Annotated in this window: 17 protein-coding genes; 11 read left to right on the forward strand and 6 right to left on the reverse strand. The window is 34.8% G+C overall.

Annotation, left to right across the window (positions count from 1 at the left end; translation table 11 throughout):
• The first annotated feature begins 170 nt into the window (after positions 1-170).
• The gene (locus tag CGC47_RS03930; RefSeq protein WP_095900014.1) at positions 171-2,468 is read left to right on the forward strand and encodes a GH92 family glycosyl hydrolase; all 2,298 of its coding nucleotides are present in this window, start codon (positions 171-173) and stop codon (positions 2,466-2,468) included.
• Between the two features lie 81 nt (positions 2,469-2,549).
• On the opposite strand, the gene ligA is transcribed toward CGC47_RS03930, so the two are convergent.
• From ligA to CGC47_RS10940, 6 genes are all read right to left on the reverse strand, one after another.
• The gene (ligA, locus tag CGC47_RS03935) at positions 2,550-4,544 is read right to left on the reverse strand and encodes an NAD-dependent DNA ligase LigA (protein WP_370444595.1); all 1,995 of its coding nucleotides are present in this window, start codon (positions 4,542-4,544) and stop codon (positions 2,550-2,552) included.
• A 160-nt stretch (positions 4,545-4,704) separates the two neighbouring features.
• Positions 4,705-5,211, reverse strand: coding sequence for a hypothetical protein (locus CGC47_RS03940; protein ID WP_042001666.1), 507 nt, complete (start codon positions 5,209-5,211; stop codon positions 4,705-4,707).
• A 5-nt stretch (positions 5,212-5,216) separates the two neighbouring features.
• Entirely contained in the window at positions 5,217-6,596 is a 1,380-nt protein-coding gene (locus tag CGC47_RS03945; protein WP_095900015.1) for an exonuclease domain-containing protein, read from the reverse strand.
• An 85-nt stretch (positions 6,597-6,681) separates the two neighbouring features.
• Positions 6,682-7,032 (reverse strand): 50S ribosomal protein L19, encoded by a 351-nt coding sequence (rplS, locus tag CGC47_RS03950; protein WP_013997732.1) that lies wholly within the window; start codon positions 7,030-7,032, stop codon positions 6,682-6,684.
• Positions 7,033-7,219: 187 nt separating this feature from the next.
• Entirely contained in the window at positions 7,220-8,569 is a 1,350-nt protein-coding gene (locus tag CGC47_RS03955; RefSeq protein WP_042001664.1) for an alpha-L-fucosidase, read from the reverse strand.
• 160 nt (positions 8,570-8,729) lie between these two features.
• Positions 8,730-8,861: a hypothetical protein gene (locus CGC47_RS10940; protein ID WP_256593344.1), complete on the reverse strand. Its 132-nt coding sequence runs from the start codon at positions 8,859-8,861 to the stop codon at positions 8,730-8,732.
• Between the two features lie 110 nt (positions 8,862-8,971).
• On the opposite strand from CGC47_RS10940, the gene CGC47_RS03960 reads away from it, so the two are divergent.
• From CGC47_RS03960 to CGC47_RS04005, 10 genes are all read left to right on the forward strand, one after another.
• Positions 8,972-9,736, forward strand: a complete 765-nt coding sequence (locus tag CGC47_RS03960; RefSeq protein ID WP_042001661.1) for a hypothetical protein — start codon at positions 8,972-8,974, stop codon at positions 9,734-9,736.
• 12 nt (positions 9,737-9,748) lie between these two features.
• The gene (locus tag CGC47_RS03965) at positions 9,749-10,345 is read left to right on the forward strand and encodes a hypothetical protein (RefSeq protein ID WP_042001658.1); all 597 of its coding nucleotides are present in this window, start codon (positions 9,749-9,751) and stop codon (positions 10,343-10,345) included.
• On the forward strand, positions 10,324-11,007 hold the full coding sequence (gene prfH / locus CGC47_RS03970) for a peptide chain release factor H (protein ID WP_095900016.1): 684 nt from the start codon (positions 10,324-10,326) through the stop codon (positions 11,005-11,007). The genes CGC47_RS03965 and prfH overlap by 22 nt, the downstream gene beginning before the upstream one ends.
• Positions 11,008-11,142: 135 nt before the next feature.
• Positions 11,143-11,451 carry a hypothetical protein gene (locus tag CGC47_RS03975; RefSeq protein ID WP_042001652.1) on the forward strand — a complete coding sequence of 103 codons (309 nt, stop codon included), beginning with the start codon at positions 11,143-11,145 and terminating at the stop codon, positions 11,449-11,451.
• A 20-nt stretch (positions 11,452-11,471) separates the two neighbouring features.
• Positions 11,472-12,002 (forward strand): hypothetical protein, encoded by a 531-nt coding sequence (locus CGC47_RS03980; protein ID WP_042001704.1) that lies wholly within the window; start codon positions 11,472-11,474, stop codon positions 12,000-12,002.
• Positions 12,003-12,751: 749 nt separating this feature from the next.
• Positions 12,752-14,644 (forward strand): molecular chaperone DnaK, encoded by a 1,893-nt coding sequence (gene dnaK, locus CGC47_RS03985; protein WP_095900017.1) that lies wholly within the window; start codon positions 12,752-12,754, stop codon positions 14,642-14,644.
• A 74-nt stretch (positions 14,645-14,718) separates the two neighbouring features.
• Entirely contained in the window at positions 14,719-16,704 is a 1,986-nt protein-coding gene (locus CGC47_RS03990; RefSeq protein ID WP_042001649.1) for a hypothetical protein, read from the forward strand.
• A 612-nt stretch (positions 16,705-17,316) separates the two neighbouring features.
• Positions 17,317-18,021, forward strand: a complete 705-nt coding sequence (locus tag CGC47_RS03995) for a DUF6261 family protein (RefSeq protein WP_042001646.1) — start codon at positions 17,317-17,319, stop codon at positions 18,019-18,021.
• Positions 18,022-18,223: 202 nt separating this feature from the next.
• Positions 18,224-20,080, forward strand: a complete 1,857-nt coding sequence (locus CGC47_RS04000) for a hypothetical protein (protein WP_095900018.1) — start codon at positions 18,224-18,226, stop codon at positions 20,078-20,080.
• Between the two features lie 10 nt (positions 20,081-20,090).
• Positions 20,091-20,462, forward strand: coding sequence for a hypothetical protein (locus CGC47_RS04005; protein ID WP_156124840.1), 372 nt, complete (start codon positions 20,091-20,093; stop codon positions 20,460-20,462).
• The last annotated feature ends 17 nt before the right edge of the window (positions 20,463-20,479 follow it).

The following is a 20,479-nucleotide window of genomic DNA, read 5'->3' on the forward strand; positions in this document are numbered from 1 at the left end:
CAAACCAAATCATATTTGTATATTTGTACGTCATAAAATGTATAAAAGACTCCTTTTACAAATAAATTAGGATTTAATATTCAAAAATTTGAATCATAAATAAAACATTTACAACAATATACCAACAAATCCATTAAATTTATTCAAAACACTTTTAAACCACTTAAAATATGAGAATGCTGTTTGTTTATTTCGCCTTATCTTTTTTAATCATTGGTTGCCAAACAAATACAAAAAAAGCTAAAGAATCAGACAGGCTACTTACCGATTATGTAAATCCGCTAATGGGAACCGATTCTACCTTTGAGCTTTCTAACGGAAATACCTATCCTGCCATCGCTCTGCCTTGGGGAATGCACTTTTGGACGCCTCAAACCAACAAAATGGGCGACGGCTGGGCGTACCAATATCACGCCAACAAAATTCGAGGCTTTAAACAAACACACCAACCCAGCCCTTGGATTAACGACTATGGTGCCTTTGCCATAATGCCTGTAACAGGACCGCTTAAAATCAAAGAAGATGAAAGAGCTTCGTGGTTTTCTCACAAAGCCGAAGTGGTGAAACCTCATTACTACAAAGTGTACTTAGCGGATTATGACACTACTGTTGAAATCACACCCACCGATAGAGCCGCGCAATTTCGGTTTACTTTTCCGCAAACGCAAGAGGCTCATATCTTAATTGACGCTTTTTTTAAAGGTTCTATGGTTAAAATTATTCCTCAGGAGCGAAAAATCATCGGCTTTGCCCGAAACCATAATTCTGGAGTACCCGAAAATTTTCATAATTACTTTGTCATACAGTTTGATAAAGATTTCAAAACCTACGGAACTTGGAGCGACAATTGGCTTTGGACTGCCCTAAATACACAAAGTGAGGGGCAACACGTTGGGGCTACCCTGAGTTTTAGTACCGAAAAAGACGAAAAAGTTACAGCTAAGGTCGCCTCTTCTTTCATCAGTATTGAACAAGCCGAATTGAATCTGAGAAACGAAATTGGGAATGATACTTTTGAACAAACTCAGCATAAAGCGCTCAACACTTGGGAGAAAGAACTCTCCAGAATTCAAATTGAAGATTACAACACACAAAACATACAAACGTTTTACTCCTGCCTGTACAGAGTATTGCTATTTCCTCGCAAATTTTACGAAATTAATGCTGACGGAGAAATCGTGCATTACAGCCCTTATAACGGCAAGATACTATCAGGATATATGTTTACCGATAATGGATTTTGGGACACATTCCGAGCCGTATTTCCTTTTTTTAATTTGATGTATCCTGAAATGAATCGTCAATTTATGAAAGGATTAGTCAATACGTATTTAGAGTCAGGATGGCTTCCTGAGTGGGCAAGTCCTGGGCATCGCGATTGTATGATTGGCTCTAACTCCGCTCCTATCATTGCCGATGCTTATCTGAAAGGAAACATTGAAGCTAAAGATGCGGAAATTTTGTTGGAAGCAATGCTAAAAAACGCAACCCAAAACGTAGACAGACCCGTAAAATCAGTGGGTAGAGAAGGTGTAGATTACTACAATAAGCTAGGATATGTTCCTTATGATGTGGGTATTAACGAAAATGCTGCCCGTACGCTCGAATACGCATACGCTGACTTTGCCATCTATAAAATGGCTCAAAAAATGGGAAAAACTCAAATTGCCGAAACTTACAAGCAAAAAGCTTTTAACTATAAACATTTGTTTGACCCACAAAGTGGCTGGATGAGAGGAAAAAACAAGGCAGGTGATTTTCAATCGCCTTTCAATCCGCTCAAGTGGGGAGATGCCTTTACCGAAGGAAACAGTTTGCATTATACTTGGTCTGTTTTTCAAGACATTGAAGGATTGGCTACCCTTATGGGAGGCGATGAAAAATTCGCTCAAAAATTAGATGAGGTTTTTGAAATGCCTCCTCTTTTTGATGATTCTTACTACGGATTTACCATACACGAAATCCGAGAAATGCAAATTATGGATATGGGAAATTACGCTCACGGCAACCAACCCATTCAGCATATGATTTACCTATACAATTACGTGGGAAAACCTCATAAAACTCAAGAAAAAGTACGTGAGGTTTTGACCAAACTCTACGCACCTACCCCCGATGGCTACTGTGGAGATGAAGATAACGGACAGACTTCAGCTTGGTATGTATTCAGTGCTTTAGGATTTTACCCCGTAGCTCCAGTAACTGACCAATACGTTTTAGGCGCTCCTCTTTTTGAAAAAGCTACACTAAAAATGCCTTCAGGAAAAACTTTTACCATAAAAGGGAAACAAAACTCACAAAATAACAAATATGTAAAATCAATTACCCTAAAAGGAAAAAATTGGAACAAACCCTATCTACGCTTCAATGACGTTCAATCGGGCGGATTGTTAATTTTCGAAATGGATGACAAACCCTCAAAAAGTGATCAAAAAGGTGAAAAACCTTATTCGCTTTCCACAGAATAGATATGAATTATAACTTTCTAACAAAAAGAGAGGCGAATTTAAAAAAATTCGCCTCTCTTTTTAATGGTGTAAGAATCATTTTTATGAAATCATTGCTAAAAAATCTTGTTCAGAAATCATTTTGACGCCTAATTTCTCTGCTTTTTCTTTTTTACTTGGTCCCATATTATCTCCTACAATAACAAAATTGGTTTTTGAAGAAATAGAACTTGCTACCTTACCGCTGTGTTGCTCAATTTTGTTTTTCAACTCGTCCCTGCTGTGCAATTGAAAAACTCCAGAAATAACAAAGGTTAGTCCTTTAAGTTTTTCGGACTGATTTTGAATATGCGCTTCCGACAAGGCAAATTGCAACCCGTATGATTTCAATCGACTCACAACCTGTTGATTATACGTATCTTCAAAGAAAGAAAGAATACTTTCAGCAATACGAACCCCAATTTCATCTACTTGAGTCAGCTCCTCAAACGTAGCTTTTTCTAGATTGTCAATATTTTTATAATGTCGAGCCAATTTTTTAGCCACAGTTTCACCTACATAGCGTATGCCAAGTGCAAAAAGTACTCGTTCAAAAGGAATTTTTTTAGAATTTTCAACACCTTTTAAAATATTTTCGGCACTTTTCTCTGCCATTCGTTCCAATGGGAGTAATTGCTCAGCTGTAATTTGATACAAATCAGCGTAGTTGGCTATTAGACCTTCCCGATAAAATAACTCTATGGTTTCTCCGCCCAACCCTTCAATATCCATAGCTTTACGCGAAATAAAATGCTGTATCTTTCCTGTAATTTGCGGCGGACATTGATAAGAGTTAGGGCAATAATGCTGGGCTTCTCCTTCTTTACGAACCAAAGCTGAGCCACATTCGGGGCAAGCTGTAATGTATTGAGTGGGCTGAGAATTATCTATTCTCTTTTGCAAATCAACTCCTACAATTTTAGGAATAATTTCTCCTCCCTTTTCTACAAAAACGGTATCTCCCACCCGAACATCTAGTTTCTGTATTTGGTCAGCATTGTGTAGTGAAGCTCTTTTAACCACAGTTCCCGCAAGTAAAACAGGGGTCAGATTCGCCACCGGAGTTATCGCACCTGTCCTTCCTACTTGATAAGAAATACTTTGCAGAGTAGTTGCCACTTGTTCGGCTTTAAACTTGTATGCCATAGCCCAACGTGGTGATTTCGAGGTATAACCTAACTCCTCTTGTTGGGCTATACTATTAACTTTAACCACCACACCATCAATTTCATAGGGTAAATCGTGCCGATGTATATCCCAATAGTTTACAAAATCCATTACCTCTTGGGTGGATTTGCAAAGTTGTGCTTCTTGCGGTACTTTAAAGCCCCATTCTCTGGCTTTTTGTAGGTTTTCAAAGTGTGTATCGGCTAAATGATCACCTACTAAAGTATATAGCAAACAGTCCAAAGGACGCTTTGCCACTTCTGTAGTATCTTGCAGTTTCAAGCTTCCACTAGCAGTATTTCTTGGATTCATATAGGGGTCTTCTCCAGCTTCAATACGTTCTTTATTCATCTGCTCGAAACCTTTTTTAGGGAGTATGATTTCACCACGTATGTAAAATTTTTCAGGGTAATTCCCTTGCAAGATAAGAGGTACACTACCTATAGTTCGTACATTCGCTGTGATTTCATCGCCTTGAAAACCATCACCTCGAGTAACGGCCTCTACCAATTTGCCCTTCTGGTAACACAAACTGATAGACGCCCCATCATATTTGAGTTCGCATACAAAAGCAATATCATCAGTTCCTATCATTTTAATAATACGTTTTTCCCACTCGTCCAATTCTTCTTTGGAATAAGAATTGTCAAGTGAATACATCCGATATTGGTGCATTACAGTTTTAAAATTTTTAGTAACACTGCCTCCTACACGAACCGTTGGTGAGTTTTCGTCAAAAAACTCAGGATGTTTTTGTTCCAAGTTCTGAAGTTGTTTGAGTTTTTCATCAAACTCATAGTCAGAAATGGAAGGAGTATCCAACACATAATAGTTGTAATTATGTTGATTTAGTTCGTTTCGTAAAGTTTCAATGGTTTGTTTGATATCCATAATTGTTGTTTTATCAATAAAATTAGGGCTTTTTATTCTGGGTCGTGTTATAAAAAGTATGATGACGGTTTTGGTTGTCAGGCTTCGACTACGCTCAGCCTGACAAGAATACTCTCTTTTTAAAGATATCATACTTTTTACATTACCTTCTTATTCCGCTTTAATAGGTGTCTTTGGGGTATAAAATCTCTCCTAAAACACTAAAAGTGATTTCTTTATTATCTTTTATTTCATATTGTAAAAGCAATTCTCCCCAATTTGCTCCATCGGTGAAATCACATATAATCCACCGATGATTTAGTACCCTTATTTTATTGATTTGAAAACGTAAATTACTTGGCTCATAATTGATTAACGGATGTTTTCCTATCGGGATATTGGTTTCAAGTAATTTTGAAGTTATGTAATCGGTAGGCTTTTCCAGACCAATTTCTTTAAAAAAATCTGTACCAAATCCGTTATTTTCTAAGCTGAAATAACCAAAATCACTCTTTTCAATAAGCAATGTACGAATGGAATCCTGCAAAGCATCTATTTGCTGCAGTTTTTTATCCTTTTTTACAATTTCTTTCTGATTTTCAGTAAAATATCGCTTACTATTTACATATTGGTATACATTAAAAAGTACCGAGAAAACAAAAAGATAAAGAAATACATTTTTTTTCATACGATTTATTTTTTTATTTGATTTGTGTAATTTTTGATTTGTAAATTACGTATTTTACGCATATGTGATTGTATGATATGCCGATTTTCTAAAGAATCAGATAAAGGGGTAATTAAATTATTAACAATATCTAAATGAGATAATTGATAGTTTAAATTGATAAAACCATACCCCTTAATTTTTCCATTTTCAATAAGAATAATACTTTTTTCATCAACGAATCGTCCTTTATCAATGAGCGCCATCGTTTGGTTTGTAAATCCGTATTTTTCAATTACCGAATAAGCCCTAGTATTATAGCTTTCAGCAGGTTCCAAATTCATACACGCTCCTTTGCATTTACCTATCGAAGCATTATAACACCCTTCTTTAGCTTGTGAAATAGAAGTCAATTTGGGGCACAGCTCAAATTCTTCGGTAATCTTATACAGAAAATTTTGAGCTTGAAACAGATTGTCAAAAGTAGTAATAAACTCATATTGTGCACGTAACATATCCACCGAAAAACAAAGATAATCATTAGCATTACGGAAAGCCCTAAGTACGTATTGCAAGGCTTTAGTTGTTTTTTTACGGTTGTATTTCGGCTTGATTTTAGCAACCTCCTGAGCGTGTTTTAACCTAGCAATCAGCTCAGTACCTGTTTCCTCATAGGTAATGGTGTGTACGTTTTTTTGGAGCAATACATCTCGTTTGGCAGAAGAAGTAAAATGCTGATTTACCCTTCTTTTAATATTTTTATCTTTGCCCACATAAACAATACTTCCGCTTTTGTTATGCACATAATAAACCCCTACACGCTCAGGCAATTCTTCCACAATTTTTATTAAACGAATAGGTAGTTCGTCATTTTTTAAATTTTTCACCCATTGTGTAATGATATTTTTTCCACTATCCTTCTCTAATAAATATTTGAAGAGTTTAACAGTAGCCATTGCATCCCCCGAAGCACGATGTCGCTGACTTACGGGAATGCCCAAAGAACGAGTCAGTTTACCTAAGCTATAAGACTCTTTTTCAGGAAGTAATTGCTGCGAGAGTTCCACAGTGCATAAAGTTTCTCGCTTAAAATCATAACCTAACCTACGAAATTCCGTTTGCAAAATACGATAATCAAAACTTGCGTTATGAGCTACCAACGTGCATCCTTCGGTAATTTCAACAATGCGTTTGGCTACTTCAAAAAATTTAGGCGCATTACGCAGCATTTGATTGTTAATCCCTGTAAGTTTTACCACAAAGGGCTGTATTTCACGTTCGGGATTTATCAACGATATAAACTGATCTGTAACCTGATGACCATCAAATTGATATATAGCAATTTCGGTAATTCCTTCCTGATTATATTGCCCTCCAGTGGTTTCTATGTCAAGTATTGCGTACAATGATATGGGTTTTAATTAGGGTATAAAAATAACAAAAGCTATCCAATTTACTGAATAGCTTTCGTATAATTTTTCAAAAAGAGGATTAACCGCGAATTTCTTTAATTCTTGCTTTTTTACCTCTTAAACCTCGGAAGTAATAGATTCGAGCACGTCTTACTTTACCTCGTTTGTTTACTTCAATTTTTTGAAGAGCAGGCATATTAAAAGGGAAAATACGCTCTACCCCAACAGTTCCTGACATCTTACGAATAGTAAATGTCTCAGTAGCACCACTACCTTTGCGCTGAATTACAACGCCTTTGAAAAACTGTGTACGTTTTTTGTCTCCCTCTTTAATCTCGTAATAAACCGTAATGGTATCACCTGATGAAAATTCAGGAAAATCTTTCTTTTCTACAAAATTGTCTTGTACGTACTTTAATAAAGGTTCCATAAAAAATTAAAAATAATTAAAACAAATCTTCAAGCAACATATCACGTCCTTCGCCAGAGGTTACTCAAAGCAGGGGCAAATTTACGCATATTTATCGAATAGACAAACTTCTAACTAAAATTTATCAACAAATTTCACTTGTGTCAAATAGGTGAAATTCAGCTGAAAAATGACTTTCTACTAAGATTTACATATTTAATTCCACCGCATTACCGTGTCCTCGGTAGAGTAAAAGTTCTCCTTCTAAATGCACCTCAAGTACGGTAGCATAAGGGTCAAGAGATTGGTCAGCAGGAACGGATATTCGTAAAATACCTGGAATATTATTCCAAGCCGCACCTCCATTCCTCTCGAAAGAAAGTTCTTGTTCAGCCCCTAACACCTTGATTGACTTCACTTTATTTTGTATTCCTTTAAGTAAAATATAATTTTTAGGATTATCAAACAAGCAGAGGTAAATTTTGGTTTTATCTTTACTAAGTAATGTAGGTCCAAAAAAGTGCCCATAAGGTAAACCTGCCTGAGTGTCAAAAACTGCTGTTTTATGCTTTGATATCCAATTGCCTAAGGCTTCTAAGCGCAGTACTTGTTCTTGAGGAATTGTGCCATCGGGTTTCGGACCAACATTCAACAATAAATTCCCCCCAGAGCCAATTACCTCGACAAAAGTTCGAATAATTTGAGCTATAGGTTTGTAATTGTTATCCGTTGGAAAATATCCCCAATTATCGTTCATCGTCATACAAAACTCCCAAGCACCTTCGGGGCGAACCACAGGCACTCCTTGTTCGGGGGTTTTATAATCACCATACTGGTTCAATCGAGAATTTACAACCGTTTGAGGATTCCAGAAGAGTAATTTTTCCTTTATTTCTTTTGATTTCCATTCCTCCGGCTTATGTTCCCAATCGCCATCGAACCACCACAAATCGGGCTTAAATTGGCTCAATTCTTCCAATTGATTAAAATTAAATGCGGTAAAACGCTCCCAAGGCGTCATTTTTTGTTGTCCTTTTTGAGGATATAACTTACGGACATCACTTCGCTGAAAAGTAACAGGCTGATAATCCGGATGCGACCAATCGCACAAAGAATAGTAAAGCCCCAATTTCATATTTTTTTTACGAACAGCCTCTACAAATGGTGTGAGTACATCTTTACGTGCCGAAGCGTGTTTTACTGTGCTTAAATTACTATACTTTGTATTCCAAAGCGCAACGCCATCGTGGTGCTTGGTGGTCAAAACCACGTATTTGGCTCCTACCCTCTCAAACAAATCAAGCCATTGGTCAGGATTGTAATTTGAAGCGGTAAATTTTTGACCTTGTTTTAAATAATCCGTATGCGAAATGCGTTTGTGATACATCGACCACGACTCGGTAATACCATTCACACCATAATACCCCCAGTGGATAAAAATTCCTAATTTGGCATCTGTAAACCAAGCTTTAAGTCGTTGTTCAGTCGTATTTTCAGTTTGAGCAAACAAATTCAAACTAAAAATACTAAGCATCAAAAGAATCGTTCTTTTTATCATTTTTTTACAATTAAATAATTCAGAGGATAAAGGTAATGAAAATTATAAAATAACATTTGAATAAAGTTGTTTTTTTCGGTAATTTGTTCTACATTTGCACCGATTTTCACAAAGAAAATAATTGTTTAACATAAAAAACACGAAGTAAAAATGCTTAATTTCATTCAAGATATCTCAGTCTGTTTGCCATTTTTAGTGGCAGGGCTTCGTGTTGCTCTGTTTTGTTAGAACAATAGTATAATAAAATATTAGAACCCGAAGTCAGCAGATTTCGGGTTTTTATTTTGCTCATAACACTCTCCTACTTATCCAAATTCTTAGGTAAAATTTATCCTAAAAGAAAAAGTTTTATTGCAAAATAATTCCCAAAATCTTTTTTAATAAATTGATAAACAAAGAAAAATGGGAAATTCATATATAGAAAACTCTCAACTAAGAAGCCTTCGAACACGAAAAAGATTGATAAAAAAGGCTTTCGAGAAATACATTCGTCAGCAAAATAAACTATGGCGAAAACTTTGGAATCAGAAGCGAGACATTCCTCTGGTTCCGCTGCCTGAACCTTATCAAAAGGGATTTGTGCGTTTTTTTGCACTTCGGGACGACATCGCTCGGAGTAAAAGTGCCGATTTTTTCAATCAAATTTTGGAGAAAATCAACACTTATCAATATTCCGACAATCGTAAATTTCTGAAAAAGAAACGAAAACGAGGTAAAAAAATACAAGTTCCACGCGAACAAAAATTACACAAAATTATCGAATGGCAGTTTCCAAAGTATAAAAAATTGGAATTCAACTACAAAGAACAAATGTATTTTGTGAAAACCGAAGAATACAATCCGCATCGGAAAGTTTTTGAAACTTATTACGAATTTCGGGACCCTTGGCGATTTGTATTGCGTGTAAAACCTTATATGATAACACATTATCGTCCACTGGATTTGGATTTGGAGCGAGAACTTGCCCAGTTGGATAAGCTTCTGGATAATCATAAAGTTCGTGGCATCATACAAAAGAAAATAGTTGGTAGAAGCTATGGTTGGAAAGATGTTGAGAAGAAAAAAGGCAAAGAAAAATACAAATACAACAACTTAAAAAACAATAATTTATCAAAAATGAGGCTTTCCGCTACCGAAATTGCTTCTATTTTTGAAGAAACTTTTTAAAAGAAATTGAAAATGAAAAAGATATATAAAGAAAAATACACTCACTTTTGGGAAAACGGTACTTGGGTGGTTTGTCCGAATTGTCAAAAAAATGCGATTATCCATAATACAGGCGAAACTTTCCCAAATCATTCAGTTTTAAAGTGCAATCATTGTGGTTTGGTCAAAAAAAGTGGTGATTTATCACTTTTTAATTTGATTGTTAAACTCAATTGTCCATTTTGTAGCAACAATATTGAACTGACATACCAAGATGTCAAAGAAAAACAATCTTTAATCAATATCAAATGCCGAAAATGTGATAATTTACTCTCCGTAAAACCTCGTTATCAACCTAATTATTCAACACTTTATGCCGACAAAGTAAACGGACTGATGTGTGATAATACTTTCGGTCTACCCTATTTCTTTCAGGAGAATATCCGTGGGAATTTATTTTGGGCAAAAAACGATAAACATTTGCTGGAAATGGAAAATTACATCAGTTCGGACTTGCGTCCTCGAAAAGGAATGACAATGGTAGCAAAATTGCCGACTTTTATCAAAATCAAGAAAAATAAAGAAATTATACTTAAAATTTTAGAAAAATGGAAAAAATCATACAAATAACTTCAGGAAAAGGACCTTTGGAATGCCAATGGGTAGTCGCTAAAGTACTGAAAATCTTTTTGCAAGAAGCCAAAGAAAAAAATATACAAGCAGAAGTCCTACACCGAGAAGAAGGTGACGAAAACTTAACCTTAAAATCTGTCACACTTCTTTTGAAAGGAACTGATTTACAAGATTTTTTAAAGAATTGGCTCGGCTCGATTTGTTGGGTAGGAAAATCTACTTTTAGGAAATTTCACCAGCGGTCGAACTGGTTTATTGGTGTTTTTGAGCTTTCTCCATCAGAAAAAATAGCTTTCCGTGAAAGTGATATTTCATTTCAAATGGTGCGTTCGCAAGGTAGTGGCGGACAGAATGTTAATAAAGTAAACTCAGCGGTTCGGGCTACGCATCAGCCTTCGGGGGTGAGTGTTTTTGTGCAAGATACGCGTTCACAATTGGAAAACAAGAAGTTAGCCATCGTCCGAATTAAAGAAAAATTACAACTTTTTGAATTGGAGAAACTCAAACAACAAGCTCAAAATCAGTGGAACAATCATCAGCAAGTAGCGAGAGGCAACGCGGTTCGCACCTTTCACGGAACAGATTTTAAACGGAATTTTGTGGATAAATCTTACAAAAAAGAACGAACAAAAAATAAGAAAATTGATTTTGATGAATAATTGCTAATTGTCAGTTATTAATTTTCTTCTTGTAGACACTTTGTAGACACTCATTTCTTGGTGAAGAAAGCGTTTGTCAGTAGTTTTGCCAAAAAATCATTAACCGTTGATAATTAACAATTAACCTTTACAAAAATGTGGAAAAATGATAGAAAAAATATAGGAAAACGAGGTTCAGAAGAGGGAATTATTATTTCCGATTTGGAACACAGCAACGGAGCCAGAATAACAATAGAAAAAGACGGATTGACCGCTCCTTTTTCTGTAACGCTCGGCGTGTATGGAGAATTTATGCATACCGATTTTTTCTCAACACAATCAGAAGCAGAAAGTTATCAGACAAAAGTAATGCGTGAAATAGAAAAATTATTCGCAATTTTATCCGAAGAAAATCCTGACAGAGGAGCAGAATATCAAGCTATTATCAAAAACATTACACAGTGAAAAATTTAAAATTAAGAAAAATGAAAGACTATATCGCACAAATGTTAGAACTACAAGAAGAAAAGAATAGTTTGTTTTTTGAGTTTCAGGAACTCCCTATCAATGAGCAAGTTGAATATCTGAATACAAAATTAGATTTACAACAATATAACAAATTAAAAACGAATTTTCTGTTAGATGTAATGAATAACTATTACATTGATAATGAAGTACTAATGCAAGTTTGGAAATCTTGGCTTGGCACAAGCATTATGCACGAATGTTGTACGCGTATAGGATTGATTACTTTTTGCTACAAAAATCCTGAGTTAAAATCAGAGATGATAGCGGAAACCTTTGATTTTATTGAGAAAAATTTGATTGTACAATATTCTGAAAATAAAAGCTACACAGATGAAATAATCGTGTATCACGCTGCCTTACTTTTATGGGATTTGGGCTACAAAAATGCCTTGCAATCACTCATCAAAAAATATCAAACCATTTGTGACGATTATTTTGATGAAGAGGAATATCAAAAAATTGAAAATATTACAGAAAATGAAGGTTAAGAATTTAAGAAACAGAATACAACTCACAAAGTTTTTCGAGGAATTTGTTTAAAACAATTTTAAGTCAAGTTACAAATACAAAAAAAGACTCCCTTATACAAGAGAGCCTTTTTCACAATGCATATAAATACTACTACTAACTCCTAAAATAATTTCTGAAAGTTTGAGTATGCTCTCAGAAAAAGTTTTTTCATAATTTCTTGCTTCAATGAATCATAATTTTTTGTTTGTAAGTAATTAGTTTTTTAGTAATTTTTTGAAGCAACTTAATACTGACAATTTAGAATATTATACACACAATATTTAAATTTCATTTACGCCTACTATATAGAAAATATCGTGCCTTTTTTTAATTACACCACTAAAAAAACAACAAAAAACTGAAAAATAACAAATTAAAAATAAACTAATATTACAAAAACTTATAAACGAATTGTAAAACATCGTGTAAAATACACAAAACACGTATATTTTTTACACATTCATACGCTGAATATCATAAAACGGAGTCTCGCATATCCCATTCTTCTAAAAAAATATTTTAAAAAAGTTGTCATCTGAATAAAATCCATAAAGAAATGATTTTCAGAATAATAAAAAAGAAAGATCAAAAAAAATAACAAAGAAGTGCCATTTTGTCAGATTTCTTCCTTTGGCACAATCATTGACTATTAGATGCTCGAAGCCCAAAGCGGAGTAGTTCCGCCTAAGGTGATAAATAAATGTTGAATTAAAAATAAATTAAGAATATGAGCAAAATTATTGGAATAGACTTAGGAACAACCAACTCGTGTGTTTCTGTAATGGAAGGTAATGACCCTGTGGTAATTACCAATGCCGAAGGTAAAAGAACCACTCCTTCTGTGGTAGCTTTCGTAGAAGGAGGCGAAATAAAAGTAGGTGACGCTGCTAAACGTCAGGCGGTTACCAACCCAAATAAAACGGTTTACTCAATCAAACGTTTTATGGGGAACAAATTTTCAGAGTCAGACAAAGAAGTGGCTCGCGTACCTTACAAAGTGGTAAAAGGCGACAACGATACGCCTCGCGTAGATATCGAAGGAAGATTGTACACTCCACAAGAAATTTCAGCAATGATTCTTCAAAAAATGAAAAAAACTGCCGAAGATTTCTTAGGACAAACCGTAACCGAAGCCGTTATCACCGTTCCTGCGTACTTTAATGATGCACAGCGTCAGGCAACCAAAGAAGCAGGAGAGATTGCAGGACTTAAAGTTCGTCGTATCATCAATGAGCCTACTGCTGCTGCTTTGGCTTACGGATTGGACAAAAAACACAACGACCAAAAAATCGTAGTATTTGACTTCGGTGGTGGTACGCACGACGTATCTATCTTGGAGTTAGGCGATGGCGTATTCGAAGTACTTGCAACTGACGGAGATACACACCTTGGAGGTGATGATGTAGATGAAAAAATCATCAATTGGTTAGCTGAAGAGTTTCAGGCAGAAGAGCAAATGGATTTGCGTAAAGACCCAATGGCGTTGCAACGTCTTAAAGAAGCTGCGGAAAAAGCCAAAATCGAGCTTTCTTCTTCTACACAAACTGAAATCAACTTGCCATACATCACAGCTACGGCAACAGGTCCAAAACACTTGGTGCGTACCCTTACTCGTGCAAAATTCGAGCAATTGATTGATGATTTGGTAAAAAGAACCATCGAGCCTTGTCGTACTGCCCTTAAAAATGCAGGACTTTCAACAAGCGATATTGACGAAGTGATTTTAGTAGGAGGTTCTACACGTATCCCTGCGGTGCAAGAAGCGGTAGAGAAATTCTTCGGAAAGAAACCAAACAAGAGTGTTAACCCTGATGAAGTGGTAGCTGTTGGTGCGGCTATTCAAGGAGGAGTTTTGACAGGAGATGTAAAAGATGTATTGCTTTTGGACGTAACTCCGCTTTCACTCGGTATCGAAACAATGGGTGGAGTGATGACCAAACTTATCGAGGCCAATACTACCATTCCGACCAAGAAATCACAAGTGTTTTCAACCGCTGCTGACAATCAGCCGAGTGTGGAAATCCACGTATTGCAAGGAGAGCGACCAATGGCAAACGATAACAAAACGATAGGACGCTTCCACTTAGATGGCATTCCACCAGCACCGCGTGGCGTTCCTCAAATCGAAGTAACGTTTGACATCGACGCTAACGGAATTATCAAAGTTTCGGCAACCGATAAAGGAACCGGCAAATCGCACGATATCCGAATTGAAGCCTCATCAGGACTTTCACAAGAGGAAATCGAGAAAATGAAACGCGAAGCCGAAGCCAACGCCGAAGCCGACAAAAAAGCCAAAGAAAAAGCCGACAAAATCAACGAGGCAGACTCAATGATTTTCCAAACCGAGAAACAACTGAAAGAATTTGGCGACAAACTTCCGGCAGATAAGAAATCAGGTATCGAATCTGCTTTGGAAGAATTGAAAAAAGCACACCAAAGCCAAGATTTGGGACAAATTCAACCTGCTTTGGACAGAATCAACGAAGCGTGGAAACAAGCCTCCGAAGACCTTTACAAAGCACAACAAGCCCAAAGCGAACCGCAACCTAACACAGGCGGTCAGCAACAACAAAACGGCGACAACGTGCAAGATGTAGATTTTGAAGAAGTGAAATAGTCCGTAGCACGGACGGGCAATAAATACAGCCCCACCTGATACTAATTGGGTGGGGTTTTTTAAATATAAATATTATGAGTAACCACAATTTAATAGCGTCATTAGCGCTTTTTGGAGAATTATACGATAGTAATAAAATCATTAAAGATATTATTGGTGATTTTGTTTTAAATGTAATAAGACTAAAAAATGCTTTTCATTGTAATTCAGTAGACATTAAAAGAATGTTAAAAGAGGAGTACTGTTTTGATATTCCTGAGTCTGTTATTAAAACCACTTTAAATAGGTTGCAAAACAAAGGTGAAGTAGAGAAAAAAAATGGAGGTTATCAATTCAAGAAAAAAAACACCAATGAACCTACCGAATTTAAAAATGAACTTCAAAAAACAATAGAACTTCAAAAAGAAATTTTTGAAAAATTATGTTTGTTTGTAGAGGAGCAAGAAAAGAAAAGTCTTACAGATGATGAAAAGAATAGTTTATTTAAAGATTTGATTGCGTATCTTTTGGATCAAAGTTTAGGGGAAAAATACAAATCGTCAATTAGTGCTTTTATCATTCTAAATCAAAATGAAGAAAAAATTAAAAATGCTTTACAATATATAAAAGAAGGGGTCATTTTGTATCAAGGAATTACATATACACCTAACATTAACAATTTAGGTAGTTGGAATAATACACTAACAATTTATTTAGCAACGGAACATCTTTTTAGTGCTGTGGGGTATAATGGGGAATTATATCAAGAGATATTTAATGATTTTCTTTCTTTGGTTAATGAAATTAATTCAAATAATAAAAAACAGAAAATTACATTAATATACGGAGATGAAGTCAAAATGGAAACTGACAATTTCTTCTCATCGGCTGAAAATATAATTAAAGGAAGGATTACACCAGATGTATCAAGTTCAGCAATGAAATCCATATTAAAAGATTGCTACAGACCTTCTGATATTGTAAATAAAAAATCTAACTTTATAGAAGAACTCAAAGGAAAGGGAATAAAACAAATTCATAATATAGAAATACTGCCAGAATATAATGTAGAAGATTTGTCCGTTGTGGAAGAAGTGATAAAGAATTCAAAAAGGGAAATAAAAGAGGAGGAATGTTTAGATATATTAAAAATATTTTCTCAAATAAACACAAGGAGAGGAGGAAGAAAATCTAATTCTTTTGAACAGTCAGGATATATCTATATGGTAGAAAGTGCTTTGGCAAATTACTTAGCACATCAATTAGAGGTTAAAATAAAACAGGAGGATTTTCCTTATGCTAAAAATATAGATTTTATTACAACACAATTTTGGTTCAAGTTAAATAAAGGATTTGGTTTAAAAAATCAATCTTTACCTAAATCTTTTTCATTTATAACTAAAGCACAACTTATACTATCCAATTATATTAATAAATCTATAGAGGATAGATATAACGAAACGAAAGAAAAATTCAAAAGAGGTGATATTAGCCAAGAAAATTTAATTCTATTGAAAAAAGAACTTGAAAACGAATCTAAAAATCCAGAAGATATAACTTTTGAAAATATTGATAGTACATTTGAATTTTTAACAGATGATAACTATTTGGATAAAGTTATCCGTGAAAATTCTCATAAAGATGATAAACTAAAATCATTTAGAATAGAGAATGAAAAGCTTAAAATTTATAAAGAAAAAAATGAGACTCTAAAAAAGAAAAAACAACTAAATAAAAAAGCAAAGGAATACGCTCAAGAAGAGTGGAAAAAGAAACAGAAGGAAGATAGGCAAAATATATGTTATTTTGTAATTTGGTTGTCTATTAATATTATAATATTTGGATTAGGATTAGCAGGTGGGATTTTTACAATAGCTCAACAATTTGGTTTACCTGATTGGTTATCTTGGATGGGCTTAACTTTGTTAATACCTTTGGGCATATTTCAAAAATGTAAAATGGATTTTGATAAGTTTAAGGCAGGGGGTAAAACTATTAGGAAGTATATGAATTACAAAAAATATAAGATAAGAACTTTAATAAAATCGAAAGACAGTTTTTTAAAAAAAACGCACAACTAAAATATTATCATTAAAATCAAACACCACTAACTTCAAGAGTGAGCCAACGGCATTGGAGACGAAGCGTTAAGAAAAATAGTCGTGTTTTCGTTAAGAATTTTCCACTGTTCGAAGCGACTGCAAGGAGCAAGTTTGGAAAATTTAGAAAACACGACTATTTTTTAGCGAAGTATCCAAAGCCTTGAATTTTTGGTACTTTTGTTTCAAGACAAAAGTACAAACAAAATTATATACGTACTATTTCATCAGTGAATTACCAAAAATAAAATCATACATAACCCGTTTCACTTGTGATTTGGTAAAAACATAATCATACACAACCCATTTCACCAATGATTTACTAAAAATACAATCGTAAATAATCCATTTCACTCGTGATTTACTGAAAATACAATCATACATAACCTATTTCATTAGTGATTTGCCAAAAATACAATTGTACACGGCATATTTCAGCGATTAGTAAAATAAAAAAATATTTTATATAAAACGCTTTAAGCATAAATTCATTTTGTTTTTTTGAAATGTTAAAATAAATCTAAATCATTGATTATTAAAAACAAATTACATAGCTTTGTAACATCAGTACAAATCTTAAAAACAAAATTAGTTATGTTAAAAATCTTAAAACCTTCCGTCCGCATCACTGAAATGGCAGATACCGCCAAGCAATTGGTGATGCTCTATAAAAGCGAAACGGCATTGGCAAACGACCCCATACTAAAACCTGTATTCGCACAGATTGAACCCCTCGCCGAAGCCCTTTCACAAGCCATCAAAAGTGACAAAATCCTTTCGGAGGTGGATAAAGCCGATGATGTGCGTGATGAATTGGTGCGTCAGCTCGAAAAATATCTGAAAAGTTATGCTAACATTCCGGTGGAAAACCTTCGCAAATCGGGCGAAAGGCTCTACGCGGTGTTTTCCAAATATGGCGTAAGAATTACTCGCGAAAGCTATGCGGTGGAGTCGGCACATATCGAATCACTACTGAAAGACCTCGCCGAACCTACGCTACAAACCGACATTTCGGCACTCGAAGGCATCGCTTCCACCATCGAAGCCCTTAAAACGGCTCAGGCTGATTTTGACCAAAAGCGTTTAATTCACGACAAAAACCTCGCAACACAGAGCAAACGCCCTAAATCTGCCGACCTTAAAAAGCAACTTTTAAAACAAATCAACATCGGACTGATTCCGTATCTAACTTCGGCAAGTTTCGTCAATCCCCAAGCATTTACTCACTTCGCCGACACAGTGGCACAAATAATCAATACCATCAACGCTGCCATCAGTGGTAGACGCAAGAAAGCATAGAAGAATACGTCTCCCGCTACTGAATTAGGTAAATCATATCCAAATAAATTACGGATTAACAATAATGGTAAACAAATAGTGAAACAAACCTCGTCAAATTCACTTTTGGAGCGAGGTTTTCTTTTGACTTTTTGAAAATATATTCGTTAAACGATTGTTTCAATCATTTATTTTCTATTTTTACACAAAAAAACTTTTGGTAATGCGATTTGTTTTATTGATTTTGATTGCCTTTTCCGTGAATTTGGGTTTTACTCAAAAGCCTAAGCAACACGTTTTGCGTTTTTCCGTTTGGGAATATCCTAAATACTACATTGATGATACAGAAATTGCGATTGTTAGTGATGAGGCGGTTCCACAGCGATGTAACATTGATTTTTTTGTACTGCGACAGCTTAATTTTCGGTCGTTACAAATCGTAAAACCCAAAGATGCAAATTACGTATTGCAAATAAAGCTCGTGCAATGTGGCTACGAAACGGAATTTGACAGAAATTACAACCCTAACGAAACCTCAGGAAAGGTAGTAATGCGAGCCGATTTTCATTGCGTTGTAAAAAAAGAAAAGGAGATAGTTTATGATTTTATTTCAACTCATAAGCGAAATGTTTTATCGAAAACATTATCTCTAAACAAAGAAGACTTTACAAAGGTCGTTATGGACGAAGTGCTTTACAATGACAAAAACTTTCGTATGCGGTATGACGAAACTTTTAAGAAACTAACCGAAGATTTTGTACACCAATTGCGTCGTGATTTTGATTTTGCTTTAATGCCCGTTTCTTATTTTTTGTATTCGTTCGAAGATAAGGAACTAGATGAAATCACCCAATCGGTTCAAGAAACCATTGCGTTATTTGATAAACAGCAGTTAGATAGTAAAACGCTTCTTGCAAAAATTGATTTTTGGGAAGAAACAGCCTCGAAATACAGCTTTACAAACAAAAAACAAAAACGTATCTATTGGGCATTGATGAAAAATATCGCTGCAAGTTACTTCTTTTTAGGGAATTATTCTAAAGCATTGATGTATAAAGAAAAAGCAGATTTGGCAGACTATAAAAACAATGAGTCTTACCCAAAACGAAACATTGAAACCATCATAGCCAATAGGTTACCTTATGAAAAAATTGGAAGTGTGAGAAATTTCAGTGGTGTTGATTTCAGTAATAGCCAAGATTTTACCAATATTGAAATCATCAACACTACGAAATTAACCGAAAACTTCGCTCAAGAAGAACTACCTGATTTTGAACTCAAAGAGAAAAAGGTAGAACTTATTTCAAAGCTTTTATCAATTGATGCTTCGTATGATTTTCTGAGTAGTCTCTCAAAATACGCTGAAACTTTCAATGACGAGCGTTTTATGGACGATGTAAAAGCTAAGGACGTATATCCTCTCAGGGATTTTTACTTGAGTTTTGATAAAACATATCTAAGCCTAACGGCAGAAGTCAATAAAAATATCGAAGCCATTAGTGTTTTTGATGTATCTATTTTCTCAGATGAAGAAAAAGTACAAATCGCTGAGGCTTTACATTATTTAAAAGCTTTTTATGGCGATTTATATAATAAAGAGCTTATCACTTCGTACGAGCGTTCTGCCTTTATCGGCGAAGACTCCGAAAGAATCGAAGCTTCTAAAAAAATAGTTGATTTTACAATAAACTGGATGTTTGCTTATATCGAAAAAGGAACTGCTAAAGAAAAAATAGCCCAGTTATATCGTCAGTTCTTTAAATATCAAGGGAAAGACATAAAAAAAATACCTTATTTGGACTATTTGGCATATATGCTTACCAATTCAGAGGCATTAAACAGAGAAAATAATTTTGAATTATATCAGAAATATCACAAGGAATACAAAAAAATCTATTTTGAATTATTTTATAGTCAAGATTTCAAAAAAATTCATAGCAAAGATATAGATGTTTTGTTGCACCCTGCGGTAAGTCAATATTATAAATTGGCAATTTATAAACCTAATAAAAAAGAAGCCCCTAATTTTGTTTATGATGAAAATACAATCAAAAAAATCCTGTTACTTTTGGTTAATTAACTTTGCTTTATTGCTTTTTGTAGGTTGCTCTACGATGCGTCTTGCTCCTTACCCAACCGACGAAAGTACTGCACCGCCACCGCCGCCCCCCTCAGTATGTGAATTGCTAAAAGTGAAAGTTTTGGAAGTGTCAGACAAAAAAGATAATTCAAAAGTTACCATTACTTATGAACTTGCAAACCTTGCTCCCGTAACCATTGAAAAAATATATAGTCAATGCGCATTATTATTTTTAATAAAAACAAAACAAGGTACTCAAATAGCTCATATGAAAAGTATTTTTAGTTCTGTTTTGGCAGAAAGTTCTGTCATTGAAAATGTCGATATTTTGGTTTCTACCTATGATGTGGAAGAGGTAGAAGTTGAAGTTGTAAAAAAGTAAGCTAACACAAAGAACAT

It is taken from the genome of Capnocytophaga canimorsus, assembly GCF_002302565.1.
In the GTDB taxonomy this organism is placed as follows: Bacteria; Bacteroidota; Bacteroidia; order Flavobacteriales; family Flavobacteriaceae; genus Capnocytophaga; species Capnocytophaga canimorsus.